23 protein-coding genes are annotated in these 23,078 nt (G+C 41.4%); 13 read left to right on the top strand and 10 right to left on the bottom strand.

Annotated features, from left to right (window positions below; all coding sequences use genetic code 11):
• Window positions 1-357 precede the first annotated feature (357 nt).
• A complete protein-coding gene (locus VF675_RS02045; RefSeq protein ID WP_004971838.1) occupies window positions 358-1,290 on the bottom strand; it encodes a hypothetical protein in 933 nt (310 codons plus the stop codon).
• A 239-nt stretch (window positions 1,291-1,529) separates the two neighbouring features.
• On the opposite strand from VF675_RS02045, the gene VF675_RS02040 reads away from it, so the two are divergent.
• Both VF675_RS02040 and VF675_RS02035 read left to right on the top strand, forming a co-directional pair.
• Window positions 1,530-1,997, top strand: coding sequence for a YaiI/YqxD family protein (locus VF675_RS02040; RefSeq protein WP_004971836.1), 468 nt, complete (start codon window positions 1,530-1,532; stop codon window positions 1,995-1,997).
• A 12-nt stretch (window positions 1,998-2,009) separates the two neighbouring features.
• The gene (locus VF675_RS02035; RefSeq protein ID WP_440204670.1) at window positions 2,010-2,921 is read left to right on the top strand and encodes a DMT family transporter; all 912 of its coding nucleotides are present in this window, start codon (window positions 2,010-2,012) and stop codon (window positions 2,919-2,921) included.
• 76 nt (window positions 2,922-2,997) lie between these two features.
• Here the strand turns inward: VF675_RS02035 and VF675_RS02030 are convergent, their stop codons facing one another.
• On the bottom strand, window positions 2,998-3,561 hold the full coding sequence (locus VF675_RS02030) for a PilZ domain-containing protein (RefSeq protein WP_004971830.1): 564 nt from the start codon (window positions 3,559-3,561) through the stop codon (window positions 2,998-3,000).
• Window positions 3,562-3,586: 25 nt separating this feature from the next.
• Here VF675_RS02030 and VF675_RS02025 point away from each other — a divergent pair, with 25 nt between their 5' ends.
• The 4 genes from VF675_RS02025 (at window position 3,587) to VF675_RS02010 (ending at window position 8,067) form a co-directional block, all read left to right on the top strand.
• The gene (locus VF675_RS02025) at window positions 3,587-4,822 is read left to right on the top strand and encodes a lipoprotein-releasing ABC transporter permease subunit (protein ID WP_104853304.1); all 1,236 of its coding nucleotides are present in this window, start codon (window positions 3,587-3,589) and stop codon (window positions 4,820-4,822) included.
• On the top strand, window positions 4,815-5,498 hold the full coding sequence (gene lolD / locus VF675_RS02020) for a lipoprotein-releasing ABC transporter ATP-binding protein LolD (protein WP_440204669.1): 684 nt from the start codon (window positions 4,815-4,817) through the stop codon (window positions 5,496-5,498). Before VF675_RS02025 ends, lolD begins: the two co-directional genes overlap by 8 nt.
• Before the next feature lie 69 nt (window positions 5,499-5,567).
• A complete protein-coding gene (locus VF675_RS02015; protein WP_253115564.1) occupies window positions 5,568-5,729 on the top strand; it encodes a hypothetical protein in 162 nt (53 codons plus the stop codon).
• The gene (locus VF675_RS02010; RefSeq protein ID WP_440204668.1) at window positions 5,722-8,067 is read left to right on the top strand and encodes a DNA internalization-related competence protein ComEC/Rec2; all 2,346 of its coding nucleotides are present in this window, start codon (window positions 5,722-5,724) and stop codon (window positions 8,065-8,067) included. The genes VF675_RS02015 and VF675_RS02010 overlap by 8 nt, the downstream gene beginning before the upstream one ends.
• Here the strand turns inward: VF675_RS02010 and VF675_RS02005 are convergent.
• Entirely contained in the window at window positions 8,024-9,013 is a 990-nt protein-coding gene (locus VF675_RS02005; protein WP_440204667.1) for a lysophospholipid acyltransferase family protein, read from the bottom strand. The genes VF675_RS02010 and VF675_RS02005 overlap by 44 nt on opposite strands.
• A 127-nt stretch (window positions 9,014-9,140) precedes the next feature.
• On the opposite strand from VF675_RS02005, the gene sppA reads away from it, so the two are divergent.
• A complete protein-coding gene (sppA, locus tag VF675_RS02000) occupies window positions 9,141-10,163 on the top strand; it encodes a signal peptide peptidase SppA (RefSeq protein ID WP_004971820.1) in 1,023 nt (340 codons plus the stop codon).
• Window positions 10,160-10,978 (top strand): alpha/beta fold hydrolase, encoded by an 819-nt coding sequence (locus tag VF675_RS01995; protein WP_178318854.1) that lies wholly within the window; start codon window positions 10,160-10,162, stop codon window positions 10,976-10,978. The genes sppA and VF675_RS01995 overlap by 4 nt, the downstream gene beginning before the upstream one ends.
• An 89-nt stretch (window positions 10,979-11,067) precedes the next feature.
• Here the strand turns inward: VF675_RS01995 and purN are convergent, their stop codons facing one another.
• Both purN and purM read right to left on the bottom strand, forming a co-directional pair.
• Window positions 11,068-11,697, bottom strand: a complete 630-nt coding sequence (gene purN, locus VF675_RS01990) for a phosphoribosylglycinamide formyltransferase (protein ID WP_178318853.1) — start codon at window positions 11,695-11,697, stop codon at window positions 11,068-11,070.
• Window positions 11,698-11,707: 10 nt separating this feature from the next.
• Complete coding sequence (gene purM, locus VF675_RS01985; protein ID WP_104853216.1) at window positions 11,708-12,778, bottom strand: phosphoribosylformylglycinamidine cyclo-ligase; 1,071 nt, start codon at window positions 12,776-12,778, stop codon at window positions 11,708-11,710.
• A gap of 134 nt (window positions 12,779-12,912) precedes the next feature.
• Between purM and cxpE the strand changes: the two genes are divergently transcribed.
• From cxpE to VF675_RS01965, 4 genes are all read left to right on the top strand, one after another.
• Window positions 12,913-14,133 carry a chloramphenicol efflux transporter CxpE gene (gene cxpE, locus VF675_RS01980; RefSeq protein ID WP_104851731.1) on the top strand — a complete coding sequence of 407 codons (1,221 nt, stop codon included), beginning with the start codon at window positions 12,913-12,915 and terminating at the stop codon, window positions 14,131-14,133.
• A gap of 14 nt (window positions 14,134-14,147) precedes the next feature.
• Complete coding sequence (gene hda, locus VF675_RS01975) at window positions 14,148-14,852, top strand: DnaA regulatory inactivator Hda (RefSeq protein ID WP_180051618.1); 705 nt, start codon at window positions 14,148-14,150, stop codon at window positions 14,850-14,852.
• Window positions 14,853-14,974: 122 nt separating this feature from the next.
• Window positions 14,975-16,792 (top strand): rhombotarget A, encoded by a 1,818-nt coding sequence (gene rbtA / locus VF675_RS01970; RefSeq protein ID WP_440204666.1) that lies wholly within the window; start codon window positions 14,975-14,977, stop codon window positions 16,790-16,792.
• A 57-nt stretch (window positions 16,793-16,849) separates the two neighbouring features.
• Entirely contained in the window at window positions 16,850-19,264 is a 2,415-nt protein-coding gene (locus VF675_RS01965; protein ID WP_440204665.1) for a CSLREA domain-containing protein, read from the top strand.
• Window positions 19,265-19,364: 100 nt separating this feature from the next.
• On the opposite strand, the gene VF675_RS01960 is transcribed toward VF675_RS01965, so the two are convergent.
• The 5 genes from VF675_RS01960 to VF675_RS01940 all read right to left on the bottom strand — a co-directional run bounded on the left by VF675_RS01960 (window position 19,365) and on the right by VF675_RS01940 (window position 22,645).
• The gene (locus VF675_RS01960; protein ID WP_004971806.1) at window positions 19,365-19,766 is read right to left on the bottom strand and encodes a DUF3106 domain-containing protein; all 402 of its coding nucleotides are present in this window, start codon (window positions 19,764-19,766) and stop codon (window positions 19,365-19,367) included.
• A complete protein-coding gene (locus VF675_RS01955) occupies window positions 19,756-20,076 on the bottom strand; it encodes a hypothetical protein (protein WP_004971804.1) in 321 nt (106 codons plus the stop codon). Before VF675_RS01955 ends, VF675_RS01960 begins: the two co-directional genes overlap by 11 nt.
• On the bottom strand, window positions 20,073-20,687 hold the full coding sequence (locus tag VF675_RS01950) for an RNA polymerase sigma factor (RefSeq protein ID WP_004971803.1): 615 nt from the start codon (window positions 20,685-20,687) through the stop codon (window positions 20,073-20,075). Before VF675_RS01950 ends, VF675_RS01955 begins: the two co-directional genes overlap by 4 nt.
• A 156-nt stretch (window positions 20,688-20,843) precedes the next feature.
• A complete protein-coding gene (locus VF675_RS01945; protein ID WP_004971802.1) occupies window positions 20,844-21,620 on the bottom strand; it encodes a TrmH family RNA methyltransferase in 777 nt (258 codons plus the stop codon).
• Window positions 21,621-21,670: 50 nt separating this feature from the next.
• Window positions 21,671-22,645, bottom strand: coding sequence for a class 1 fructose-bisphosphatase (locus tag VF675_RS01940; protein ID WP_004971801.1), 975 nt, complete (start codon window positions 22,643-22,645; stop codon window positions 21,671-21,673).
• Window positions 22,646-22,822: 177 nt separating this feature from the next.
• Here VF675_RS01940 and VF675_RS01935 point away from each other — a divergent pair, with 177 nt between their 5' ends.
• Window positions 22,823-23,008 (top strand): NF038105 family protein, encoded by a 186-nt coding sequence (locus tag VF675_RS01935; RefSeq protein WP_004971800.1) that lies wholly within the window; start codon window positions 22,823-22,825, stop codon window positions 23,006-23,008.
• The last annotated feature ends 70 nt before the right edge of the window (window positions 23,009-23,078 follow it).

The raw sequence follows: 23,078 nt of genomic DNA, 5'->3' as shown, positions 1-23,078 counted from the left end.
TGTTGATTTTTAAAATCCGCACCACTCAAGGCTTTCAGATTATCTACGGTGCTTGGTGCAGATGTTTGGGTTTTAAAATAACTTATCCACATATTCGATTTAAAATATGGTTGATTTTGAATTTATAATAAATTTAAAGCTGTGGATAACTGCGTTTTTTTGAATTTAAAATGCTTAAATAAGCATCAATATATTCATACTATCAATAGCACGCTTTTAACAATCAAAAATTGATTATAAGCCATCAGTGAAATAAGTATTGAAAGTTCCTTCTCCCTGAGGAGAAGGCGAGGATGGGGGGATGATGAATATGAATTTATTATTTAGACAGCTACTTTGAGGTTTATTTTTAATAAACTACTGTTTTATATTGTGAATATTGGCTTGAATCCAAATATTGCCACGAATGTATTGTCCAATTTCAAAGTTTTGGTGCGCAGGATTTTTAGTCGCAAGACGAATTAAAATCGCAGGCTGATTTTCATCATGAATTAGAGTGACATCATAAACAGTATAGGCTTGATTCATGAATTCAAAACTGGTTTTACCAACAACATTGCCCTGAAACCAAGCTTCATCTTCCTGACCGATATTTTCGCCATATAAATATGCGACCATTTTAGAAAAATCCACCGTTACAGGTGCTTTGTCATCTTCGGACTTAGGTTGCCATGCGTCAATTTGTTCTTGCAGATTGGCAGGTGCAACACCATCATTGGCTGCTAAAATATCATTCAGCGCACGATGGTGTTTAATTGACGCAGGATCATCGACCACCAATTGTTCGCCTTCAGCAACAGCTTCAAGTTCATACGCCCATGCGTTTAAATGCACCCAGTAGGTTTGATCTTTTTGGTATTGTTGATGGTTGACGCTGTATAAACTGTCAAAAGCATAGACAATACTGTTGTTGCCTAAATTGAGTCGAAGCACCGCTTGAGTGTTAGATTTGCAGCTAATGATACGTTCAATTTTAGCTTCAACTTTGTAAGGACTTTCAAAGCAAGGGAAAGCCGTTTTTACAGCTTGTGGTTTGTTATTTTCAACCGCAATCACTTGTGTCAATTGAATTGCCTCTTTGCTTGGGCCTTGAATCAGCCATGTGCTTTGATCCATTTCTGCTTCTTGGCGGCATAAACCCATTGGCATAATTGGTGCATCTAGAGCCAGTCCTAACCATTTTGGAACTTCGGTGTAGGGTTCATCCGTGAGTAAATTCCAATGTTCAACATGGCTGCCGAAGTTCTGATCTTCAATGCGGATGATTTCTGGTCTATTTTGATTGTTCATAAGCACTTTGAGATGTTGGGTTCTTTTCTTTACTCTTAGATCGAGGGTTATTTCGATTTTTCAAGTCTTTGGCTGAAATTTCATGTAATGCCACTGCATTTGTACAGATTGTGGACAGCGATGCAGCAGAAACAAAATCACATCCATCTACACTTTAGCATGCAATTCTGAGCATTTTAAACATACTGCAATGTAATGAGTTTGATACACTAGTCGCATATTATTATCAGGGTTGCACAGTGCTGCCATTTAAACTTTGGGTTGATGCAGATGCATTACCTAAAATTCTAAGAGAAGTCATTTTACGTGCTTCAGATCGTTACCAACTTGAAGTCACTTTTGTTGCCAATCAATCGGTCGGGATTACGCCTTCGGTACGGATTAACTCTATTCAAGTGATGCATGGTGCCGATGCCGCCGATCAGGAAATTGTAGATCGCATGAAGGAACACGACATTGTGATCACGCAGGATATTCCACTAGCGGCACAAGTGATTGAAAAGGGCGGAATAGCGATTCATCCACGTGGTGAAATTTATACTGTTGCCAATGTGAAAGCGCGTCTGCATTTGCGTGATTTTATGGATACTTTGCGTGGTGCAGGCGTACAAACAGGTGGGCCAGCACCTATTTCAGAACGTGATAAACGTGAGTTTTCAAGTAGTCTAGATCAAACCATCCAAAAGCAAAAACGTAAAACTGCTTAATACGAGTCACGCATGCCTTCTAAAACCAATATTATGATGACCTATGCCTTATTGGTTTTCATTTGGGCAACAACGCCTTTGGCAATTGTCTGGAGTGTGTCAGATTTACACATGCTTTGGGCTTTGGTGCTACGTTTTTTCATTGCTTTGCCCTTAGCTATTATTTTATTGCTGCTGTTAAAAGTGAAATTTCCACATCATCTACAAGCGTGGCATAGTTATTTGGCAGGTTCGTTTAGTCTGATCGGTTCACAAATTTTCACCTACATTGCCACCGCTTATTTAAGCTCAGGCATTATCGCCCTGATGTTTGGTCTGACCCCCATCATAGCAGGTTTGATTGGTCGTTTTGTGTTTCAGTTGCATTTGGCACGTATTCAATGGATCGGAATGACAATGTCCATTTTAGGGCTTGGCATCATCTGCTTTGGCGGCGAAACACAGCATGTGCATCCTCTGGGTATTGTTTTAATGCTGTTTAGTGTATTGACCTACACCATGTCTATTTTCTGGGTGAAAAAAGTTAATGCGCAAGTTGAACCTGTAGCACAGGCAACTGGCTCGATTTTGGTATCAACCATTGCGGCTTTATGTATTGTGCCGTTTATTTGGCAATATGTACCGACTAGTTTGCCGAGTCTTAAATCTATCGCAGCTTTACTTTATACCGTGATCATGGCTTCTTTGATTGCAATGTTCTGTTATTTTAAATTGGTGCAGAATATTCAGGCGACCACCTTATCTTTAACCACCGTCATGACGCCAATGATTGCTTTGTTGATTGGTGCTTTACTCAATCAAGAAGCTTTATCGGTCATGGTATTTGTGGGCGCTTTGGTTTTATTGTCAGGCTTAGTGCTGTATTTTTATCGTGATCTTAAAGCAAGTCGGGCATTGGCTCAGAAAATCAAAACACCATCCTAACGATATGCAAAGATGGCGTTATCCACGTGATTTTATATACGCGAACATGCAGAAATGATTTATTTTATTTCTTAGATTATGCTTGTTTTAAAGCAACGGCTTCTGCAAGTTTGACGCGATCTTGAGGGTGTAGAGTAATAAAATACGCCCCAGTACGATATTGTCCATTTTCTTCTTCACGGCTGTAAACCACTTGCGCGGTTGCGGCTATATGGAAAAAGTTTTCAGGATGGCTGAGCGTGACATGAATATAACTGCCCGTGTTTAATTCACGTTCACTATAAAAACTGAAACCACTTTCTGAAAAATTGACCTGTTCAGGGATAGGTAACATGCTTTGTACAATTGCATCGTATAAAGACCCTGTAATAAGGTTTAATTTTTGGTTGAATAAGGATAAGATTCGAGCAATTTGTTGATCTTTTTCAGTTAATTGTTCTAATTCGTAGTTTAATGCATGATCAAATTGATCTAATTCTGCGAGTAGTAGAAAATAACGCGGTAAAACAAAATTAGCATCGTAAGGGTCGTTCAGCGCAACATCGTCAGAAATGATCTGGTAATTGATTCTCAGGGCAGCATCAATTCGTGACATGACACGACGTTCAGACGCGACGCTTTGATGCTGTAAATTTTCCATAATGTATTACCTCGGACTTGATGGTATGTTTAAACCAATCTCGCTATATATAGGGTTGAGATATACGCGCGCTCGGCGCAGTAACCACTTTATTTCTTTTATTGCCTTAGTTTCGATGATCGGTCTAACTTTGGGTGTTGCTGTCCTCATTACCGTACTTTCGGTGATGAATGGTTTTGATCGCGAATTAAAAAATCGTGTCTTGGGCATGATACCTCAAGCCACTGTTTCATCAACACAAATTTTAACAAATTGGCCAGAACTTGCAACGAAAGTTGAGCAACATAAGCATGTTGTTGGTGCTGCACCATTTACGCAATTGCAAGGCATGTTGACTGCACAAGGGCAAGTGTCGGGCATTATGGTCACGGGAATTGAACCCGAATACGAAAAGAAAGTATCCATCATTCAAAACCACATGGTTGCAGGCAGTATCGACAATCTGAAAAAGGGTGAGTTCGGTATTGTTTTGGGCAAACAAATGACTGATGCCTTGGGTTTGGGTTTAAACGACAGCATTACCTTGGTTTTACCTGAAGCGACGCCATCACCTGCAGGCGTTGTACCGCGTTTTAAACGCTTCAAAGTGGTCGGTATTTTTAGTATTGGTGCAGAAGTCGATTCGATGATGGGATATATCGCCCTGAATGATGCTTCGACTTTGCTGCGTTTACCCGATGGTGCGCAAGGTGTACGCTTAAAACTGGATGATATTTTTGCTGCACCACAAGTATCTCGAGATATTGTGCAAGAGCTACCTGCCAACTTTTACGCTTCGGACTGGACTTATACGCACGGTAACTTGTTTAGCGCCATTCAAATGGAAAAGGCGATGGTGAGCCTATTGTTATTCCTAATTGTTTTGGTGGCTGCATTTAATATCGTGTCTTCTTTGGTGATGGTTGTGACCGATAAAAAATCGGATATTGCGATTTTAAGAACTTTGGGTGCATCACCAAGCACGATTACCAAAATTTTTATGGTGCAAGGTACGGTCATTGGGGTTATTGGTACGGTTTCAGGTGCAATCTTGGGGATTATTTTCGCGTCCAGTATCAGTGGCTTTATTGCATGGTTGAATAATGTATTAGGGCTAAACTTATTTGATGCCTACTTTATCAACTACTTACCTTCATATTTAAGATGGCAAGATGTGGTGGTGATTGTGAGCTTGTCATTAATTTTAAGTTTCTTGGCGACGATTTACCCTGCATTACGTGCCGCGAAAATTCAACCAGCAGAGGCATTGCGTTATGAGTAAGATTGTTCTGGAAGCCAAGCAAGTTTCTAAACACTTTACCGATGGCAAAACCACTGTTGAAGTGATTCGTGGTCTAGATTTACAAGTTCAGCAAGGGCAGTTTGTGTCGATTGTCGGAGCGAGTGGTTCGGGCAAAAGTACCTTATTGCATGTGTTGGGTGGTTTAGACCGTCCAAGCACAGGCGAAGTATTTTTACATGGGCAGCGTTTTGACAATTTAGGCGAAGCTGAACGCGGCTATTTGCGTAATCGATACCTCGGTTTTGTTTATCAGTTTCACCATTTATTGCCTGAGTTTAGTGCGCTTGAAAATGTGGCAATGCCGTTAATGTTACGTGCAGGCACAAATTACAAAGAGGTGAAGGCACAGGCAGACTATCTGCTTGAGCGAGTCGGTTTATCGCATCGTTTAACCCACAAACCGGGTGAGCTTTCTGGAGGGGAGCGTCAGCGTGTTGCGTTGGCACGTGCATTAGTAACAAAACCCGCACTCATGCTTGCCGATGAACCCACTGGAAATTTAGACCGCAAAACTGCAGTTAAAATTTTTGAATTGCTGCGTGAATTACGCAGAGAGTTTAATATGGCGATGTTGATTGTGACTCATGATGAAGAGTTGGCAAAATCTGCCGATACCATTTTGCACATGCAAGATGGTGTTTGGGTAGATGCTTAAGGGGCATAGTTCGTAAAGCCACTCAAAAGCGATTGCGTTTAAAACAGTAATTGCTGGAATAAGATTGTTTTGTTGAAGCCCACTTCGGTGGGCTTTATGATGCATGCCAATAAAAATAATAAGTTTAATATTCATGCTGCAATTGATTGGTCTGGCTTGGGTGATTGGGATCGCCTGTGTCGGAATACGTTCTTCTTCTTTTCCAATACATTCATTGACTTCCATGCCTAGTGCAATGGTTTTACTGATTTTATGCAGTATCGTTGTGCAATACTTGTTGCAAGCTCGCTTATCTTCAATCTATTGGAAATGTTTGAATGTAGGAGTGGCAGGTGTTTTGAGTCTTGTTTTCGGTTTGATCTATGCGGATACGCAGATGCAGCAGCGTTTGCAATGGCGTGAACTACAACCTGAATTTGCTGAAGTCGTGGTTTATGTCAGACAGTTAAATCAGCTAAATGACAACAGCATTTCACAAAGGGTTGAGGTGTTAAACCGACATCCTCAAACAGTGACATGGTTAGCAACTTTAGCACAAACTCAGGTAGATCAAGAGCAAAATTTAGAACTTGGACACTATTACAAATTAAGTGGAAAAATTCGCCCTGCGCATAGTTATGCCACAGCAGGTGCATTTGATGTAGAGCGGTGGTATTTACAGCAAAATATTATGAGTGGTTTTCGAGTAGAGCAGATTCAGCCTATCTCGGCTGAACAGATTTATGCCATGGGGTTTACACAACATTGGCGTGCTCAACAAACACTATGGGCAAAATTTCGTTTATGGATTGAACAGCAGCGTTATCACATTCGAGTGTTTATTCAGCGGCAACCTTTGCAGCATCAAGGTTTAATTCTTGCATTACTCACAGGAGATAAAAGCCTATTAGATGCAGAAACCGAAGCGCAGTTTCAGCGTTTTGGAATTAGCCACTTATTGGCGATTTCAGGGCCGCATGTGCTGATTTTTGCAGGCATGCTATGTTGGGCGTTGCATCAGCTGATTCGGTGTTATCGTCCGCATTGGTATTTGTGGACGCCTAAACAATACTTGCTCATGTTGCCATTTTTAAGTTGTGTATTGCTGTATACCGCCTTTGTTGGTTTTGAAATTCCTGCATTAAGAACCTTGCTGATGTGTAGTCTAGTGACAGTAATGTTAGTGATGAAGCAGAGGCTTCGAGGCTTTGCCTTACTGATTTATAGCGCTGCCTTGTTGTTATGGCTTGATCCTTTAAGTGTACTGTCTGCTGCTTTTTGGCTGTCTTACGGGGCGTGTTTTATTCTACTGCGTATTTATCAGAGTTTGAGTGCGCAACCACGTATAGAGCTGAATCGTTGGCAGCAATTGAAACATGCCAGCAAAATTTTAATCGAATCGCAATGGAAAATTTTTATTGCCTTATTTCCTTTGGTGATTGTGTTTTTTAAACAAGTGGCGTGGATTGCACCGCTGAGCAATATTATTGCAATTCCATTGATTGGTATGCTGATTGTGCCTTTAGATATTTTGGCGGGAATTTGCTTTTTTATTTTTGAACCCTTGGCTTCAATGCTGTTCCAATTGAATGATCTGGTTGTAGCTTTATTAAGCTTGATTTTTCAGGGGATGGAAACCATTTTTGCACCACAGTTGCATACTTTGTCGATGTCTGCAGCGGTGTATGTCTGTCTATGTTTAGGCTTATTTCTGCTATTTTTACCACAATCGGTATTGCCTAAAACTTGGGCAATCTTATGTTTTGTTCCACTGATTATAGTCGATAGCCAACGACAACCATTTGAATTAACAGTACTCGATGTGGGGCAGGGACAAGCTTTATTTTTACGTTCAGGTCATTACAACATGATGATTGATGTGGGCGGTTCTTATGATGAAAGTAAGTTTAGTATTGGACAGCAAATTTTACGTCCGTTTTTAGTGGTGCATGGTGTCAAGCAACTGGATCAGGTGGTTTTAAGCCATTTAGACCAAGACCATAGCGGTGCTTTTCCTTATCTACAAAATGAAATCAAGATTCAGCATGTCTTTGCCAATCAGGTTGTAGATGTGACTGCAAATACCAAATTTAATTTGTGTCAGCAAGGGCAACAGTGGTCTTTACCACATCAGGTACAGATACAAGTTTTATCTCCTAAACCGAGTCAATTACCCTATGCCGCACAGCAACAAAATGAGTTGTCATGTGTGTTGTATATTTCAGTGCCATCCGCACAGCCATATCAGCATTTTTTAGTGATGGGCGATGCAGGTTGGGCAACTGAATATCAATTGTTGCAGGAATATCCTGATTTAAAAGTAGATGTGTTAATTTTGGGTCATCATGGGAGTAAGCACAGTTCTGCCTATGATTTTTTAGCACATTTTAAACCCAAATTGGCCGTGGCATCTGCAGGTTTTGATAATCGTTATGGACATCCTAGTTCTTTAGTTCAGCAACGCTTGGCTGCGCTCAATATTCCGTTCATGAACACCATACAACAGGGCAGCGTACGTTTTTATGTAGATGCACAACAGCGTATGCTTATACAGCCGTATCGGCAGCAGAAATTGTGGTTGCAGCGTTAGTTTGGTTCTGTGTCTGGGCACGTACAGCCTGCACATCTGCCAAGGCTTCTTGCACAGGTTTATGATAGACCCCGCGTAAATCTGGATGGGCTTTATAGCGTTTATAACTCCAGTGATAATGTGTAGGATAACGACGGATCAAATCTTCAATTGCACGGTGAATAATAGCTGTCCCTGCATTGGCATCACACTGATAAATGTGCTCATCTATCGCTTCGATATACATATCAAAGCCTTGATCTGCATTTCTTAACGCATATAAGAACAAAGCTTTTGCTTTAGTTTTCTGAATCAATTTGGCGCTTAAATTACTCGATTCCAACGGAATACCAAAAAAAGGAATCATCTCACCACCTATATTTGGGGTATGGTCTGGCAAAATGACAGTGGTTCCGCCTTGTTTGAGTGCTTTAAAAATTTGACGTACCCCAGATTCATCTGTTGGGACTAAATGTGCCTGTTCACGGCTACGTGCTTGGCGCACAAAATCATCTGCCGCAGGGTTTTTGACAGGTTTATACATGATGGTCATTTGCGTATATTGAGCGATCCACGCATTCATAATTTCCCAAGTGCCAAAATGCGGCACAATTAAGACCAAACCATTTTGTGCAGCCAGTGCATCTTGTAATAGTTCTAAACCATGTACCTGATGGATTCTTTGAATATTTTTTTGATTGCTTGATCCCCAAATATGAAAAAACTCAAAATAAGAGGTCAGTTCGTTACGAATTGCTTGCTGGGTAATCTGTTCGCGTTGTTGTGAGTTCAGCTCAGGAAGCGCAATTTGTAGATTGAGTTGAATGGTTTGAGAGGTTTTACTCAAACGCAGTGTATTGACCAAAAAAGCCAAAGATTTTGCAAAAAAACGCGCAACTGTTAAAGGTTGTCGACTGACAAAATCAAGCAGGCGCGATAAAGCCGTTGTCGGTGCAGGTTCGGTCATAACGACAGCATCAATTGATAGAAAAGATAAAGATGTAAAATATTATAGGAGAAAATACAGGCTTTAGACAGTTTTTGCCAATTCCGTGTATATAATGGAGCAAATTTACTATTTTTTGGATTGTTTCATGTCCGATTGGCCACCAAAACCACAAAATGAATCACAACAAATATCTCCACAAGCACAGCAGCCCACAGGCAATGAGTGGAAACTATTAGAAAAAGCTGTTTTAGCTTCAGTTGAAGAACAACGTCGTGCACGTCGTTGGGGGATTTTCTTTAAGTTTTTAACTTTTGCTTATATATTTTTACTGTTGGTGATAATGGGCAAAGGGTGCAGTACCACGACCACGAATCCATCGGCAGCGAGTCCACATATCGCGGTGGTGGATATTGTTGGCACAATTGCATCTGATAAGCAAAGTGTGAACAGCAATGACACCATCAAGTCACTGAAAAAAGCCTATGAAAACAGCAACAGTCAGGCGGTGGTGCTAAATATTAATTCTCCGGGTGGTTCACCTGTGCAGTCAGATGAAATCTGGCAAGAAATTCAATATCTGAAAAAACAGCATCAAGGGAAAAAACTCTATGCCGTGATTGGCGATACTGGCGCTTCAGGTGCGTATTACATTGCTTCCGCTGCAGATGAAATTATTGTCAATCCATCAAGTTTGGTGGGTTCAATTGGCGTGATTATGCCAAATTATGGGCTGAGCGGTTTAATGCAGAAGATGGGTGTGGAAGATCGTACTATGACCTCAGGTGAAAATAAAGCCTTATTGTCGATGACACAACCTGTTGATCCTGAACAGAAAAAACATGTGCAAGCCGTATTAGATAATGTGCATGGCCACTTTATTCAAGCAGTGAAAGATGGACGCGGCGCGAAACTGAAATCACAAGATCCTGCGATTTTCTCAGGTCTGTTCTGGACAGGTGAGCAAGCCGTGACTTTAGGCATTGCCGATAAGATTGGCAGTTTAAATAGCCTGAAGCGTGATTTAAACCTAGATAAAACAGTGAACTATACCATTGAACACAGTCCTTTAGACTCTGTGTTGGGTCGTATGGGTGCAGCAGTGGGAGAGGGCTTTGCCACTTCTTTATCTCAACATATTCAGACTGAGCAAAACGCGAAATTACAATGAAACCACTGATTCATTTTGCGCATGCCAATGGCGTGCCATCGAAGGTTTATCAAAAACTGTTTGATTTACTTAAAGATGATTACGATGTGATTTACGTCCCTTTGTTGGGGCCAGATAAGCGTTATCCGATTGATAATCATTGGCAAAGCTTAACCCAACAAGTGATTGACAGTGTTGTGCGTCAAGCTCAGGGACGTAAAGTGATTGCGTTGGGGCATTCTTTAGGTGCAGTGTTGTCGTTTCAAGCCTCTTTACAACGCCCTGAATTATTTGAACAAGTGATCATGCTTGATCCACCTTTAATTATGGGTAAAGCATCGGTGTTTTTACATTTTGCCAAAATGTTTAAGCTTAAAGCAGTAGATCAACTGTCGCCTGCATCTTTGTCTTTGCGCCGTCGTGATCATTGGGAAAGTCGTGAGCAAGCAGCAGACTTATTGCGTCCGAAAGGTTTTTATCAAGATTTTGATGCCGACTGTTTTCAGGCTTATATCGAGCATGCTTTGACTGATGACCATGTACGAGGCGGGGTACAATTGACCATTCCCAAAATGGACGAGGTCAATATTTTTAGAACCAATCCATCACTGTGGTGGTTACCGCAAGCAAAACTGCAAGTGCCGACAGAATTGGTGATTGCAAAAAAAGGTCCGTTCTTAAAAGCAGGTTTCCCACAAATTACCGCCAAGAAGTTCAACATTGTTTATCAGGTGGTTGAAGGTGGACACATGTTCCCTTTAGAAAAACCTGAAGCCACGGTGCAGTTGATTAAAGACTTGATTCAGGCACAGCAGAGTAAAGCTGCTTCTGTTTGATTCAGTCCGAACCAAGTACGAGCCATAAAAAACGCCTGATCAACAGGCGTTTTTTCGTATATTGTAAAAGCTACAGACTTAAAGAATATTTAAAAATGGCAAAACTGTACAGGTTGTTGTAACAGTTGTTGGCGGTAGATCACGCCCTGCGCAGTGTGCTGAATGGTTCCGTTACAAATCCATTCAACCACTTGCGGGTAAATCAAATGCTCCAACACATGCACACGGTTCGCCAAACTTTCGGCATCATCGCGGATGTTTACTTGCAACACACCTTGTGCAAGTGCCTGACCTGCATCCAATTCAGCAGTGACATAATGCACAGTACAGCCGTGTAAGGTATCGCCTGTATTGAGTACACGTTGATGGGTGTGCATGCCTTTATAATGCGGCAAGAGTGAAGGATGAATGTTGAGCATTTTACCTTCCCAAGCGTGCACAAATTTGGCACTTAAAATACGCATAAAGCCCGCAAGCACCACCAAATCAACATCCCATGCAAGTAATTGTTGATGCATGACATCATCAAATAATTCACGACTCGGATATTGTTTGTGCTCAATCACTGCAGTTTGAATCCCTGCTTGTTGAGCGCGTTGTAAAGCATAGGCATCAGGCTTATTGGAAATAACCCCAACAATTTGCCCTGAAAGATTGGCATCTATCAGGGCTTGTAAGTTACTTCCGCTGCCTGAAACGAGGACAGCTATTTTGATCATCTGAGTCAAATCACGCAAAAATTACGCGAATTTTTTCATCTGCGCCTTCAACGGATTCGGCGTTGTCTTGAATATGACCCATCACCCAAGCTTTTTCGCCAAGGCTGTTGAGAAGTTCAACTGTTTTGTCTGCATCGTTGGCATCTACAACAACAACCATACCTACACCACAGTTAAAGGTGCGATACATTTCAAACTGTTCTACACCGCCTTCACGTTGTAACAATTTGAACAGTTCTGGCCATTCCCAAGATGATTCGTCAATCACTGCTTGCGCACCATTTGGCAATACACGTGGTAAGTTACCTGGTAAACCGCCACCCGTAATGTGCGCCATAGCATGCACATCAACTTGTTTGCACAGTTCAAGCATTGATTTGACATAAATGCGTGTTGGTTCCATGGCAACGTCAGCCAGTGGACGACCATCAACCAGTTGAGTTAAATCAACATTTTTTACGTCTAAAATTTTACGAAGTAAAGAGTAACCGTTTGAGTGTGCACCTGAAGAAGCGACACCAATCAGAACGTCACCAGCTTTTACTTTAGAGCCATCAATAATTTTGCTTTGCTCAACCACGCCCACACAGAAGCCTGCAAGATCGTAATCTTCACCTTCATACATGCCTGGCATTTCAGCAGTTTCACCACCTACAAGCGCACAGCCTGCAAGCTCACAGCCTTTACCAATTCCTGTAACAACATTGGCTGCAACGTCTACATTTAAGTGACCTGTTGCATAGTAGTCTAAGAAGAATAAAGGTTCAGCACCGCACACCAGCAAGTCATTTACACACATTGCCACCAAATCTTGACCAATTGTGTCATGGCGGTTTAGGTTCAACGCTAAACGTAATTTAGTTCCTACACCATCTGTGCCAGATACGAGCACAGGTTCTTCATAACCTTTCGGAATTTTACAAAGTGCGCCAAAGCCGCCTAATCCACCCATCACTTCAGGACGAGTCGTGCGCTTAGCGACAGATTTGATACGATCGACTAACGCGTCGCCCGCTTCAATATCGACACCAGCATCTTTATAGCTTAAACCAGTGGTTGGGTTAGAAGTTGAGTTGCTCATAATGAAGTCTCCGCATTCGCGGGGCGATTATACCTGAATATACGAAACTCTTATGTTATTTATGCGCTAAAATGCTATCTTTATTCAAATATTTTAACTTCTATAACGAATAAACTGAAAAAAGGCGAATTTCTATGGTCGATCGTACCTTGCGTCGCATTTTTATCCTGTCTGGGATAGTGCTGCTCCTTTGGGTGCTGTACTTATTAAAACCGGTTGTCATTCCTTTTGTTGTTGCATTTTTCATGGCTTATTTATTTAGCCCATTGGTTGAACAATTTTGCAAAGTCGGTTTGCCACGTTGGCTATCTATCAGTTTGGTTTTTATTGGGATTGGCATCGCGCTGACTTTGGCAGTTTGGTACATCATTCCTTTGGTTTGGAAGCAGTTGATGATTGCGCGTGACAGTATTCCTGTCGGTATTAACTGGATCAATTCGACCTTCTTGCCGTGGGTATCATCCACTTTCAATATTGAAGAAATGGAAATTGATACCTCGCACATGAGCAGCATCGTCATGGATTATGTGCAAACCAATTATAGCGCCGATAGTATTCAAGCCATGTTATTGCGTGTCGCACAGTCTGGTCTGAATTTTATTCAAATTGGCGGCACCGTGGTGCTGATTCCAATTATTGCTTTCTATTTCCTACTCGACTGGCAGCGTATGCTCGACAGCCTGCGTCGCTTAATTCCGCGTCCTTATGAGCAAAGCACGTTGGCTGTGGTACAAGAATGTCACAGTGTGTTAGGCGCTTTCGTTAAAGGTCAGTTTTTGGTGATGATCTTGTTGGGCGTCGTTTATGCGACTGGATTGCAACTGATTGGTTTAGAAGTCGGCTTGATTATTGGGATGGTTGCGGGACTTGCTAGTATTATTCCGTATTTAGGTTTCGCTGTAGGCATTGTTGCAGCCATTATTGCCACTTTCCTACAATTTGGCATTGACTGGATGCAATTGGTTTTAGTCCTTGTGGTCTTTATGATTGGACAGGCGGTGGAAGGCTATATTCTACAACCGTTTTTATTGGGTGATAAAATCGGACTTTCGCCAGTCGCGGTGGTGTTTGCTGTTTTAGCAGGTGCACAACTGGCTGGATTCATGGGTATGTTGATTGCTTTACCTGTAGCAGCGGTGATTGTGGTTTTACTGCGTCATTTACGTGATTTTTACGAAAAAAGTTATTTGTATGGGCAGCCTGTGGTGGTGTCGGAAGATGGTGCATCGGGTGACATTAGCATTGATACAGCACAAGTTCATATTGATATTGAGCTTGATCCTCAGTCAGCAAATTCACTGCAACAGACTGAAAAATCAAGTAAGATAAAGCCCTCAGATCAGCAAAACTCCTAGGTGATTACAATTCTATGCGTCAACTGCAGTTAGATATCGAGCCTCAATTAGATGCACGGATCAGTGATTTTTCTGGTCCAGGTTGGGGGCATGTGATTGATGCAGTTCGACAGCTTCATGCAGGATTGGTCAATCGCTTTTATGTCTATGGTGGAGCGGGTACAGGCAAAAGTCATTTATTGTCTGCAATTTGTGATTCCTATTTAGAAATTGGCAAATCAGCCATTAAAGTATCTTTACTTGAATTATTGGATGCCCCCACTGAAGCAATTACCTCTTTAGACCGTTATGATTTGGTTGCTTTAGATGATATTGAAGCGATTAGTGGTGTACCGCATTGGCAACGTGCGGTGTTTCATTTAGTCAATTACAGCAATGAAGTTGGTGGTCAGTTGGTGTTTTCATCACGTTTTGCCCCCATTGAATTAAAGCTCGAATTGCCCGATTTGCAATCACGTTTGACGCAGGCTGTGAGTGTTAAAGTGCCTTCAGGCAGTTTATATGCAGACCGACAAGCTTTGGTGAGTTCTGTGTTAGAGCGTCGCGGGATTATCATCGACCCACAAATTATTGATTATTTGTTGTTACATGGCCCACAGCAGACCTCGATTTTGCTGCAAAGCCTTGAACAGTTGGTGCAATTACTTAAAGGAGAGAAAACGAAATTAAGTGGCGCAAACCTTCGTCAGATTTATGCTTTAATTGACGAATATCGGTAAAAATTAAAATTACTTGAGAATTTGCGCAAGCTATGCCAAATTATTCGGAAAATAATTCGAAGTTGCAGGGAATTTGCAACTAAAGAAGAAAAAAAACAAAGAAAATTACAAGGAGTACGCTTATGCTCAAGCAGAGCATCGGCATTGGTATGCTGTTTATCGCAGGTCATGCATATAGTAGTAATATCATTGTCACCACCACTGCTGACACCAAAGCAGATGATCAACAATGTTCTTTGCGTGAAGCCATTGAGTATATTAATTTAGGCATGCCTGAAGAAGGCTATTTGGGCTGTGGCGGCAAAAATGCCTCAAGTGTGATTTTATTAGAAAAGAAAGCCGTCTATCAAATTGATACTCAACTTAAAATTACAGAAAACCTTGAAATTAAAACCACCTATGACAGTAGTCTGAATGATAAAACTGCCCCAGGTTTGAATAATGCCACGATTCAGATGCGCGGCAATGAGCGAATTTTCCACATTGAAGATAGCAAGGATCGTTTCTTAAAAGTTTCTTTAAAAGAATTAACTTTACAGGGCTGCGGTGAGGAACGCTGTCGTCAGCAACAAGGTGGTCTGATTTATAATAATGAACATTTAATTTTAGACTATGTGAAACTGAGTCAGGGTGTAGCCAATCAAGGTGGGGCAATTTATAACCTCGCACAAATGACTGGCGAGAAGATCCCTGCAGGTTTTATTGAGATCAAAAATAGCTTGCTTGAAGCTAACCAAGCGCAGGAAGGTGGCGTCATTTATACGCAATTCCCACGCTTTGTGATTACAACTTCAGTATTTAAAGGCAACAAAACCATATCAGTTGCTTCAGCCAATCTCTATTCTGCAGCAAGTTTGGCAGATGAAGAAATCAAAGCCTTTCCTAGTATGGGGAATATGATCGTGAGCAGTACTTTTACTGCAAATGAAGGCTATGTCATGAATGTGCTGGATGATATTGGTGTCAATAGCATTAGCTTGATTGGTAACAGCCGTGGTGTGTATCTCAACGCACCTTTGGGTAAAGCCTATATTGCCAATAGTGTGATTTTGGGTAATCCACATCCTGTCAGTGTCAATACTGCAGCAAACTGTGTGCAAGCAGGTTCAGATGCAACAAGATTGCAAAATAATTTAGTCGGCGCAGGCTGTGGAGCAGGCGATAGCAACTATCCAAATACGCTATGGACTGCAAATTCGGTGCTTGCAGGTAATCTGCTTGAAGGTGCATGCCAAACCCTCAGTCAAGATAAAACGGCACTCTTTTGTCCATATCAAGTTCCTGAAAACTCATTCTTGGGCTTTATGCGCCCACGCGTATTGCTCAGTTATAACAGCCTGAAAGATTCTGTGGTGTTGAATCAGGGGCAATTACAACTGGGGGATAATACGGTAGTCGGTTGTGCTGCTTCAGATCAGCGCGGTAAAAACCGTCAGTCAGATATTACCTTATGTGACCGTGGTGCAATTGAAGTGATGGTTCCTGAAACTATGGGTCTTATAGGTCAAGATATTTTGGCGGGTCAAATTGCTAAAATGTCGGTGAGTGATTTGTTGGGTGATAGTGATTTGGTGCCTAAAGAGTTTTGTGATCAGGTCTTTCCAAACAATCCGACAGGCCAAGCATGGCAAGCAGGTTGTGTGCAAATCGAGCAACTTGATACACGCTCTAAAGGAAAATTGACTGTAGATGAGTCAGGGAATTTGATATATACCCCAGATTCTGCTTGGCATGGTGCAGATGTTTTTAAAATTAAATTAGTCACCAGTACCACACGTTTTAACAGCACAACACCTTATATGGAAGTGAAAGTCCAAGTTATTCAAGAACATGAAAATCGTATGGAAAGCGATAAAATAAAAGTTTCTGGCGGTGCATGGAGCGCTTACGGATTAATGGCTTTATTGGGCTTGTTGGGTTTAAGCCGTAGAAAAGCATAAAGGATAAATATGAAAAATAATAAAAAAACACTATTAGGGATAATGGTGCTGTCTGCTATGTCGCTTATGGCAGCAGATAATCGTGTGATTCAGGTCACGACCTTTGAAGATCAAAATGGTGAAGACTTAAGCAAATGTTCATTACGTGAAGCGTTAGTTGCGGCCAAGCAGAATATTGCGTTCGGTGGATGTAGCGCAGGCAATACCAACCGTGGTGCAACCGATATGATTCAGTTGCAGGCTGGGGAATATATCTTAAACTCAGAATTACGCCCGCAATCTATGGTGCGTATTTATGGGGCGACAGCGGTCGACTATAACCAAGTAGATCCAATTACACATCGTTATCCTTCAATTGCACCGTTAAAAACCACTATTAATGCACATGGCAATAGCCGCATTATCAATACTTCAGATACCCAAGCCAGCGTGGCGCTATACGATGCCATTCTAAAAAATGGGAATGCCCATGGTGGTGGTAATGCAAACCCTGCAGATGCAGGCAAGGGTGGTGCATTATTTGTGGCAGGCCCATTAGCTGCGAACAATGTCGAAATTCAAAATTCGCATGCAGAACAAGGTGGTGCAATTTACGTTGTTGCTCATCAAGCGGAGCGTCAAGTCAATTTAGAAAATGCTTATATCCATGCGAACCAAGCCAAAGTAGGTAGTGTGTTGGCAATGGATTGTAGTGCCAACTTGGTCAATACACGCTCTATGGTGAAAATTGACCGCAGCAGTATTGTGAAAAATGGTGCTGCAAATAGTCTTAGTACTTTTGATCTTTGCGGCCAACCAGATCTTGCGTTGACTGCCAGTACGATTGCACAAAACCAAGCTGATACCAGCAAAGGTCATATCTTTAACTTAAGTAATGCAGAAAATCATCCGCTTAGCACTTTGTCACAGGTGTATTTGCAAAGTAATACCATTGTTGAAAATAAAGCATTGAGTACTTTGTTTTATGACAATTATCCACGTATTGTCCTCTCTTTTAATATGTTGGCCTTTAACCAAGGTAAATCTTGTCGTTATGCATTCCCTGCGAGCTTAGAGCAGGCGCGCAACATCAACACAATTCGCAATGCCTTATTCGCAATGGGATCAGCGACAGAGCAAGGCGAGTGTGATTTGCCTGAAACAGCAAATAGTTCTTATGATGGTGCTAAAAATTTGGATTTGACAGGGCTTAGCTTTGATCAAGTATTGCAGCCCTTGCAAGAACCATCTGCTTATAATTTATTCCTGCCGTTGTATTATCCAAAACTTGGTTCAGACCCTGCGAAAGATTTGATTGATGTAAACAGCATGGGGTGTAGTGATTATGAACAACGTGGTTTAGCGCGGGTGAGTAATGCAACTTTAACTTTAAATCCTGATGCAAAAAATACCTGTGAAATTGGCTCTGTAGAAGTGATGCGCTTAAATGCAGCCGATATTCAAAGCTTGCGTAATGTCTCTTATGAAAGTTTATTTGCCAATTATCAGCAACAAATTGACCGTATTCAGTCTGCGATAGATCAAAGTAAAGATGCTGCATCTTCGGTCGTTTCTCAATCGCGTACTGATTTGAAAACGATGCAGGATTTGTTGGCGAATACCAAAGCTAAGCAGCAATATCGTGCCATTTATGTTGATCCATTTGCGATGGCATTAAAGCAAGATGAACCAACTGCAGATGGGAAATTTGTTCAGTTAAGACAGCTTAATTCTGACAACTTTAGCATTAGCACTGAAGTATTGGGGATTGGTGCAATTTCGGGTTCAGGTACCACATTTAGTACCGATAAATTGACCCAAGATCCACTATTCAAATGTGAATGGGATGCACAGTTGCAACGGATTGTGATGTATCGACTGAATGATAAAGTCACAGAAGCAACCGATTCAGCGTATTGTAAATACACCATTACCTCAAAATTGGACAGTAATTTGCATTCTTCGGGCTTACTTGAAGGTAAATTTAGCAATATTGCCCCAATTGCAAAAGATGATCGTGTACGACTTGAATATGGTACAGACCTCAAAGTGAGTTTTAATCCATTGCTGAATGATAGCGATGCAGGCGATGGTTCTATCAGCACTTTGAAAGAAAATACCAATAAGCCTGCATTCTATAAAGATAGTACAGGACAAGAACTGGCAATTCGTTTTACACAAGTACCTTCAGGTGTGGTACTTACGGCAGATCGTCAAGCACCTTGTCCTGGGGATTATGCACGTGAAATTTGTTATGGTGGCAATATTCAGGTTCAAGTACGAAATAGCTTTAGCCCATTTGATTATGAGCTGAAATACACGATTTTCGATCATGAACTGGAATTATCGCCTGAAGCGACCATTACTTTAGAAAATACAGCGAAAAATACCAATTATGAAGCCAGTGGTGGCGGTGGGGGAAGCTTAGGTTTCTGGGGTATGTTTGGTTTAATCGGATTGGCGTTCTATCGTCAACGTCCAAGAAAATCGTAATCTACCGACTCTTTATTGCAAAAGCCTCATCTGTTTTACACGATGAGGCTTTTGTTATTGGTGACTTCAAGTACTTTCTATTATCCATGAACAGATAAAATTAGTGACTCATTGCAGGCTGCTGATATTTAAGAATGTATTCCTGACGAATTAAAGGTCGTTGTTCAGGTGTTGCTTGTTGCAAGCGTTGTCCTAATTCACGACGTTCTTGCGTGCTCATTTTTTGCCAAGTTTCACGCATTTTTTGTTTTTCGCTATCAGGCAGTTGAGTAAACCAATCCATCCGCTGCTGTAAAGCTACGCTTTTTTCTGCAGGAATTTCTTTTAAGTTTTGATAGCGCTTAATTAAGGCCAATTGTTCTTCTTCAGAAAGAGTTTCCCAGGTTTCTGAAATTTGCGTATCTGCATCTTTGGAAAAAATCCAAAAACGCTCAAACCCTGCAAAACTGGTTTGTAAAAAACTGAGCGCACAACACGCAATCACAATTCGTTTAGCTGCCATGTGGAACTTTGTCCTCACCCAACACCATTAACATTTCTAAATCTTCCACCATTTGTGGAGAAAGTTTAGGAACAGATACAGCTTGATTCTGCGGCTGTGTGGTCATTTCCATTGAATTTGGCAAGACCACAAAACCTGCAATTGCCGCAGCCAATGCAAAACCTGACATTTTCCAAAGCCCATAGCGCGATGTTTTCTTGTCTTGAATATTGTCCAAGACATGATTCATGACCGCGGCTTTGTCTTGATGGTGGCGAGCCAATCCATCAAGTTTAGATGTCACTTGTTTTAAGAAATCATCTTGTTTCATTCTGATGATCCTCCCAGATACGGATTCATATGTGCCAAACTGTTGCGTAAAGCTTGAATAGCACGGTGATAATGCGTTTTTACACTGCCTTCAGTGCAGTTCATAATTTGTGCGGTGGTTTGCGTATCAAAACCTTCCCAAGCACGTAACATAAAAGCTTGTTGTTGCCGCACAGGAAGCCCCGCAATTGCTGCCTGAATTTCTTCTACAGTCACAGCTTGATCTAAAAACTCTGCAGGATTGAGTGCTTGCTCATCGACAATATCAAGTTGTTCAACATCGTCATCATCTAAACTGATTTTTTTGAACCATGAAAACGGTTGAGCGCGGCGAGCTTCTTTACGCCGCCAATCTTGTAATTTGTTATTTAAAATGGTGTAAAACAGGGGATACCATTCCTCTGTGGCTTTGTCAGCATAAGATTTATGCAAGGAAATAAAGGCTTCTTGCACTAAATCCATAGCAATGCCGTGCTGTCCTTGCGTTGCACTTTCCATCATCACTAAGGCACGCCCCGTTACGTCTTGCATGAAATTCTTCAGACGTTGCTCAGCCGTACTCTTAAGAGCACTCAAATTTTCCGAGTGTGACGACTTCGGGTTTAAATCCATAGAGATGGAAAATCCTGTCATTGGATACCCACCATTATTTTTAACATCATATTTCTATAACGCTAAAAACAATGGTTTGGTTGACATTGCAAGTTATTATTTTCAGTCTAATCTATTTTTTTTGCAGGGCTAGTCTTTTTAAAATAAATTAACCATTTACAGACGTTGGCGTACCATTTCAAAGAAACAGATTGAGCCTGCAATTGCCACATTCAAAGATTCCTGTCCACCTGGTTGTGGAATACTTACCGCTTCTGCATGCTGTAAGGCATAATCGGACACACCTTGACCTTCATTGCCTAGAATCCAGACGCAAGCCTTACGCAGATTTTTGGAATAGAGACTTTCTGCATGGTGTGAACTGGTCACATATACAGGAATCTGAAATTGTGCTAAGACATCTTCGAGTTCAATATTTTCAAAGGTATGCAAGCTAAAGTGTGCGCCCATGCCTGCACGTAACACCCGTGGCGACCAAAGTGAGGCAGAACCTTTGGTACAAATAATTTGTTCAATACCTGCTGCTGCTGCAGAGCGCAATAAGGTGCCGACATTACCCGGATCTTGCACATTTTCTAAAATCAGTGTGTCTGCTTTAAAGTCTAAAGCTTGGCTTGAACTTGGCACGTCGACAATGGCTAAACAGGCAAGGGAAGTGCCTAAAGTGCTTAAATCTTTATATAAAGATTCGCCAATGACAAAGACCACGCCTGTGTATTTAGCCAAAATACGCTCATAGTCAGGATGGCTTAGTGCATGTTCGGTGGTAAAAATCGAATTGATTTTTTTATTTTCATGTAACCACGCCAGACACAAATGTGTACCTTCAAGTACCGTTTGTCCCTGTTTTTTGCGATAGTTATTTTGTTCAATTAAACCACGTAAGTGTTTAATTTTCGGGTTATCTTTTGATTCTAAAAAAATCGTAGGCATGCGATAAAATCCACAGCAGTCAGCGAATGGCCGACTGCTGTTGTTAAAAATTATTGATGGTAGCTGCTGACCAAATCGACTTCATTTTTTGAGCCAATGATGACAGGCACACGTTGATGTAGGTCTGTGGGTTGGATGTCTAAAATACGCACACGACCTGTGGTTGCCGCACCGCCTGCTTGTTCCATGAGCATACTCATTGGATTGGCTTCATACATTAAACGTAAACGACCTGCTTTTTTCGGGTCTTTTAAGTCGTATGGATACATGAAAACCCCGCTACGGCAAAGGATACGGTGAATATCGCCCACCATACATGCAACCCAACGCATGTTAAAGTCTTTTTCGCGTGGCCCAGTTTTACCAGCCAAAAGTTCATCAATATAGCGTTTTACAGGTGCTTCCCAATGGCGTTGGTTTGAAGCATTGATCGCGTATTCTTTTGTATCGGCAGCAACTTGAATGTTGTCTGCAGTCACCAAAAACTCTTGGCTTTCTGGGTCAAAGGTAAAGAATACCACGCCTGCACCAACAGTGAGCGCCATCATGGTAGATGGGCCATACAGGACATAACCTGCAGCAACTTGTTGTGTACCTGCTTGCATAAAGTCTGCAGCTTGGGTCACGGCATTTTTTGCAGGTAAAATTGAGAAAATGGTACCCACACACATATTGATGTCGATGTTGCTTGAACCATCCAGTGGGTCAAATAACACTAAATATTGACCATTTTCCTGAGCAGGAGTGAATTCGTCTAATTCTTCCGACGCCAAACCACCCACATTAGGATGTTTTTGTAACGCTTCAATTAAATAATCATTTGAAATAACATCTAATTTCTTTTGTTCTTCGCCTTGTACGTTTTCATTTTGTGCACTGCCTAATACGCCCGCCAATGCACCTTTTTGTAATGTTTGGTCAATTGTTTTGCAAGTATTGGCTATAGTTTCAATTACTTGAGCAAGTTCGGGTGTTAAATTTCCAGTTTGTTGTTGTAGAAATTGGGAAAGGGTGCGGTATGACATGACTGGAAAACTCCGAATGACTGCAAAAATGAGGATAACAATATGCTGCAATAGTTTAGATGAGAACGCGTTAAAAGAAAAATTAAACTCGACTATTTGCTGTGATTTTACCCTTGCAAGTCCTGCAGAAAGTGCTATGTTGATGTGAAGGATTTAATTTGAGATAGGAGCACAGATATGACAACGTTAAAGTTTGATGCGACTCCAACGCCAAGCGAAGGGATTAGTTTAGACGATATTTCTGAGGACAAGATGAAAGCCGCTTGGAAAGATTACGAGTCTAAACCTGAATATAAAAAGTTTAACAAGCATGATTTGATTGAATCTATGCAAACTGCAAAAGCTGATGCCGAGTCGGAATAACTGAAGCAAAGCTGTATTTCTGCACTTATCTGTTAGTTTTTAAAATATTCGTTTGCCCAGTTTTTTATGT

Origin of the sequence: Acinetobacter sp. Lyrl_1 (assembly GCF_051948795.1) — a bacterium.
In the GTDB taxonomy this organism is placed as follows: Bacteria; Pseudomonadota; Gammaproteobacteria; order Pseudomonadales; family Moraxellaceae; genus Acinetobacter; species Acinetobacter towneri.
Note: the sequence above shows the minus strand (reverse complement) of the source record. Positions and strands in the feature narration are given on the sequence as shown.

What these genes read in the sequence shown, in the direction of transcription:
- VF675_RS02045 (WP_004971838.1), bottom strand. Translation starts at nt 1,290, where the DNA reads ATGAACAATCAAAATAGACCAGAAATCATCCGCATTGAAGATCAGAAC.
- VF675_RS02035 (WP_440204670.1), top strand. Translation starts at nt 2,010, where the DNA reads ATGCCTTCTAAAACCAATATTATGATGACCTATGCCTTATTGGTTTTC.
- VF675_RS02030 (WP_004971830.1), bottom strand. Translation starts at nt 3,561, where the DNA reads ATGGAAAATTTACAGCATCAAAGCGTCGCGTCTGAACGTCGTGTCATG.
- VF675_RS02025 (WP_104853304.1), top strand. Translation starts at nt 3,587, where the DNA reads ATGTTTAAACCAATCTCGCTATATATAGGGTTGAGATATACGCGCGCT.
- lolD (WP_440204669.1), top strand. Translation starts at nt 4,815, where the DNA reads ATGAGTAAGATTGTTCTGGAAGCCAAGCAAGTTTCTAAACACTTTACC.
- VF675_RS02010 (WP_440204668.1), top strand. Translation starts at nt 5,722, where the DNA reads ATGCCTAGTGCAATGGTTTTACTGATTTTATGCAGTATCGTTGTGCAA.
- VF675_RS02005 (WP_440204667.1), bottom strand. Translation starts at nt 9,013, where the DNA reads ATGACCGAACCTGCACCGACAACGGCTTTATCGCGCCTGCTTGATTTT.
- sppA (WP_004971820.1), top strand. Translation starts at nt 9,141, where the DNA reads ATGTCCGATTGGCCACCAAAACCACAAAATGAATCACAACAAATATCT.
- VF675_RS01995 (WP_178318854.1), top strand. Translation starts at nt 10,160, where the DNA reads ATGAAACCACTGATTCATTTTGCGCATGCCAATGGCGTGCCATCGAAG.
- purN (WP_178318853.1), bottom strand. Translation starts at nt 11,697, where the DNA reads ATGATCAAAATAGCTGTCCTCGTTTCAGGCAGCGGAAGTAACTTACAA.
- purM (WP_104853216.1), bottom strand. Translation starts at nt 12,778, where the DNA reads ATGAGCAACTCAACTTCTAACCCAACCACTGGTTTAAGCTATAAAGAT.
- cxpE (WP_104851731.1), top strand. Translation starts at nt 12,913, where the DNA reads ATGGTCGATCGTACCTTGCGTCGCATTTTTATCCTGTCTGGGATAGTG.
- hda (WP_180051618.1), top strand. Translation starts at nt 14,148, where the DNA reads ATGCGTCAACTGCAGTTAGATATCGAGCCTCAATTAGATGCACGGATC.
- rbtA (WP_440204666.1), top strand. Translation starts at nt 14,975, where the DNA reads ATGCTCAAGCAGAGCATCGGCATTGGTATGCTGTTTATCGCAGGTCAT.
- VF675_RS01965 (WP_440204665.1), top strand. Translation starts at nt 16,850, where the DNA reads ATGTCGCTTATGGCAGCAGATAATCGTGTGATTCAGGTCACGACCTTT.
- VF675_RS01960 (WP_004971806.1), bottom strand. Translation starts at nt 19,766, where the DNA reads ATGGCAGCTAAACGAATTGTGATTGCGTGTTGTGCGCTCAGTTTTTTA.
- VF675_RS01955 (WP_004971804.1), bottom strand. Translation starts at nt 20,076, where the DNA reads ATGAAACAAGATGATTTCTTAAAACAAGTGACATCTAAACTTGATGGA.
- VF675_RS01950 (WP_004971803.1), bottom strand. Translation starts at nt 20,687, where the DNA reads ATGGATTTAAACCCGAAGTCGTCACACTCGGAAAATTTGAGTGCTCTT.
- VF675_RS01945 (WP_004971802.1), bottom strand. Translation starts at nt 21,620, where the DNA reads ATGCCTACGATTTTTTTAGAATCAAAAGATAACCCGAAAATTAAACAC.
- VF675_RS01940 (WP_004971801.1), bottom strand. Translation starts at nt 22,645, where the DNA reads ATGTCATACCGCACCCTTTCCCAATTTCTACAACAACAAACTGGAAAT.
- VF675_RS01935 (WP_004971800.1), top strand. Translation starts at nt 22,823, where the DNA reads ATGACAACGTTAAAGTTTGATGCGACTCCAACGCCAAGCGAAGGGATT.